The sequence below is a fragment of the Pseudoroseomonas cervicalis ATCC 49957 genome, assembly GCF_000164635.1.
GTDB classification, from domain to species: domain Bacteria; phylum Pseudomonadota; class Alphaproteobacteria; order Acetobacterales; family Acetobacteraceae; genus Pseudoroseomonas; species Pseudoroseomonas cervicalis.
In genome coordinates, this window is record NZ_GG770778.1 from 30,897 (window position 1) to 34,252 (window position 3,356).

Here is a 3,356-nt window from a genome sequence, read left to right on the forward strand (position 1 = left end):
GCGCCAGCAGGGTGCGCCAGCGCCGGTCCCGCCCCGGGCCGCGCGCCATCTGCGCCAGCTGCGCCCGGTGGAAGCGCAGCGCCGCCACGGCGCCGATGCCCCGCGCCAGGCGTCGCTTCACCACCCCGAGCCGGGGGGCGGCGGCGAAGATCAGCAGCGTATCTCTTGGCATGGACCCGGCCTCTTGGGGCACGGCGGCGGCCGGGCCCGGTTCCAGACATAACGGGAACGCCGGGAGCAGGCCAGACCAGGCCCGAGTCGCGCCGGCCCGCCGCGACGCCCGCCGCGCCCGGCCTGTGTTCGCAGCATGTTCTTGACTTCCTCCCAGCCCTGGCGAAAGAGTCGCGCGAACGGAAGGGGAACCCGTCAATGCCGGATGGCAGCATCCGCGCCGCCGCCTCCGCCCTGCTGGAGGGCGCGCGCAAGGGCCGTGGCGCCACCAGCAATCCGCCGGTGCGCTTCGACCGCCTGGCGCTGGAAGCCTTCGACGATGGCTGGCAGACGCTGGAAGAAGCCTTCGGCGAACTGCCGCCCCTGCCCACCACCCTGACACGCGACGCGGCGCGCTCCGCCATCGCCTGGAACAGCTCGCCCGATGTGGGCTTCGACCGCGCGGTGAACCCCTATCGCGGCTGCGAGCATGGCTGCGTCTATTGCTACGCCCGGCCCAGCCACGCCTATCTCGGCCTCTCGCCGGGGCTGGATTTCGAGACGAAGCTGCAGTTCAAGCCGGAGATCGGCGCGCTGCTGGAGAAGGAGCTGCGCAAGCCCGGCTACGTGCCGCGCCCCATCGCGCTGGGCTCCAACACCGACCCCTACCAGCCGGTCGAGCGCCGGCTGAAGCTGACCCGCACCGTGCTGGAGGTGCTGGACCGCTTCAGCCACCCGGTCACCATCGTCACCAAATCCGCCGGCGTGCTGCGCGACCTCGACATCCTGCAGCGCCTGGCGGCGCGGCGGCTGGTGCGGGTCTGCCTCTCCGTCACCACCCTCGACCCGGCGCTGGCCCGCATCCTGGAGCCGCGCGCCGCCACCCCCGCCCGGCGCCTGGACGCCCTGGCCCGGCTGGCGGAGGCCGGCGTGCCCACCGCCGTGCTCGCCGCGCCGATGATCCCGGCGGTGAACGACATGGAGCTGGAGCGCATCCTGGAACGCGCCGCCAGCGCCGGCGCGACGCGCGGCGGCTACGTGCTGCTGCGCCTGCCGCTGGAAATCGCCGGGCTGTTCGAGGACTGGCTGCGCGAGCACATGCCCGACCGCGCCGACAAGGTGCTCTCCCTGGTGCGGCAGACCCGCGGCGGGCGTGTCTATGACAGCGATTTCGCCCAGCGCATGTCCGGCACCGGGCCTTATGCCGAGATGCTGGCGCGGCGCTTCCGGGTGGCGGCGCAACGGCTGGGGCTGGGGAAGCGGGAGGGCGAATCGCTCGATTGCACCGCCTTCCGCCCGCCCGAGGATCTCAGCCTGCCGAAGCAGCTGGCGCTGTTCTGAAAAGCGCAGGGGCTCCGCCCCCGCACCCCCGCCGGGGGGACAGGGTCCCCCCGGACCCCGCCTTCAGTTCAGCGCAGATGTTCCTGCAGGCGGGGCATCAGCTCCACCAGGTTGCAGGGGCGGTGGCGGGCATCCAGCTGGAACCGCAGGATGTCGTCCCAGCCATCCTTCACCGCGCCCGACGAGCCGGGCAGGGCGAAGAGATAGGTGCCGCCCGCGACCCCGCCAATGGCGCGGGACTGCATCGTCGAGGTGCCGATCTTCTGGTAGCTCAGCATGCGGAACAGCTCGCCGAAGCCCTCGATCCGCTTCTCCAGCACCCGGTCGAAGGCCTCCGGCGTCACGTCGCGGCCGGTGATGCCGGTGCCGCCCGTGGTGATGCCCACATCCACCTCCGGGTCGGCGATCCAGCCGCGCAGCACCGCCTCGATCGCCGCCGTCTCGTCGCGCACGATCCGCCGGCTGTGCAGCCGGTGCCCGGCCCCCTCGATCCGCTCGGCCAGCAGCGCGCCCGAGCGGTCGCTCGCCAAGTCGCGCGTGTCGGAGACGGTCAGCACCGCGATGCTGACCGGCAGAAAGGGACGCGATTCATCAATCGGCATGGCGGATCTCCTCCGGCGCCCCGGCCAGCGCCACCCGGTTGCGGCCGGCCCGCTTCGCGGCATACAGCGCCGCATCCGCCGCCGATATCATCGCCTCCGCCGCGCCGCCAGCCTCGGCCACGCGGCCCTCCGGCGCCGGCGGCAGCCCGGCGATGCCGGCGCTGAAGCTGACCCGCAGCGCCGCGCCGCCGGTCTCGAAGGCGGTGGCGGCGAAGCGCTCGCGGATCGCGTCGAGGATGCCGCGCGCCGTCTCCGGCGGCGTGTTCAGCAGCAGCACCGCGAACTCCTCCCCGCCATAGCGGCCGAGCAGGTCGGTCCGCCGCAGCCGCCGCTGCAGGCTGCGCGCCAGGCCGCGGATCACCCGGTCGCCCATCAGGTGGCCATGCGTGTCGTTGACCGACTTGAAATGGTCGAGGTCGAGGATCCCGAGGCTCAGCGCGTGCCCCTCCCGCCAGGCGCGCAGCAGCTCCAGCTCCAGCCGCTCCTTGAAGCGGCCATGGTTCAGCAGCCCGGTCAGGCTGTCGGTGTCCATCAGGGCGCGCAGCGCGCGCGCCCGCTCGGCGCGCAGCCGCACCAGCGTCGCCAGCCGGCCGAGATCGACCGGCTTCGGGATGAAGTCGTCGCCGCCGAGCCGCCGCGCCAGGATCTGCCGCTCCTCGTCCTGCTCGGCCGAGAGGAACAGGATCGGCAGCGACTGGCTGCGCCGGCTCTGCCGGATGATGCGCGCCAGCTCGATCCCCTCCACCCCCGGCATCTGCATGTCCATCAGCACGAGGTCGGGGTTGATCGCGGCCATGGCGCCGAGCGCCCGCTCGGGGTCGGAGACGGTGGTGACCTGCATGCCCGCCTGGCGCAGCACCAGCGCATAGGCCTCGGCCAGCAGCGAATCATCATCGACCACCAGGATGCTCAGCGGATTCTCCTGCCGCGGCCCGGCGAACTGGTCCAGCCAGTCGGCCAGCTCGTTCAGGTCGGCCGGCTTCGGCACCACCGCCTCCACCCCGGCGCGGGCGGCGGCCAGGCGGTCGGCGAAGCCGGTCCCGGCCGTGAGCAGCACCACCGGGCAGCGCCCGGCGAGCTGCCGGCAGGCGGAGAGCGCGTCCGGCACCGCGTCATCGACCACGGCGCCGGCCAGCCGCGTGCCCTCGGGCAGCGCGCCGCCGGGCAGCACCCCGTCCGCCAGCCGCAGCACCGCATAGCCCAGATGCGCGAAGACGGCGGACAGCCCGGCCGTGCCGCCCGGCTCGGCGAACAGGTAGAGCG

3 protein-coding genes are annotated in these 3,356 nt (G+C 73.5%); 1 reads left to right on the forward strand and 2 read right to left on the reverse strand.

Going from position 1 to position 3,356, the window contains the following annotated elements; all coding sequences use genetic code 11:
- The first annotated feature begins 369 nt into the window (after positions 1-369).
- Positions 370-1,491, forward strand: a complete 1,122-nt coding sequence (locus HMPREF0731_RS07550) for a PA0069 family radical SAM protein (protein WP_007003477.1) — start codon at positions 370-372, stop codon at positions 1,489-1,491.
- 68 nt (positions 1,492-1,559) lie between these two features.
- Here HMPREF0731_RS07550 and moaB read toward each other — a convergent pair whose 3' ends face one another.
- Positions 1,560-2,093 carry a molybdenum cofactor biosynthesis protein B gene (moaB, locus tag HMPREF0731_RS07555; RefSeq protein WP_007003478.1) on the reverse strand — a complete coding sequence of 178 codons (534 nt, stop codon included), beginning with the start codon at positions 2,091-2,093 and terminating at the stop codon, positions 1,560-1,562.
- The coding region (locus tag HMPREF0731_RS07560) for a diguanylate cyclase (protein ID WP_007003479.1) at positions 2,083-3,356 on the reverse strand (1,274 nt) is incomplete at its 5' end. The genes moaB and HMPREF0731_RS07560, both read right to left, overlap by 11 nt.

Coding starts and splice junctions, on each gene's coding strand:
- HMPREF0731_RS07550 (WP_007003477.1), top strand. CDS start 370: ATGCCGGATGGCAGCATCCGCGCCGCCGCCTCCGCCCTGCTGGAGGGC.
- moaB (WP_007003478.1), bottom strand. CDS start 2,093: ATGCCGATTGATGAATCGCGTCCCTTTCTGCCGGTCAGCATCGCGGTG.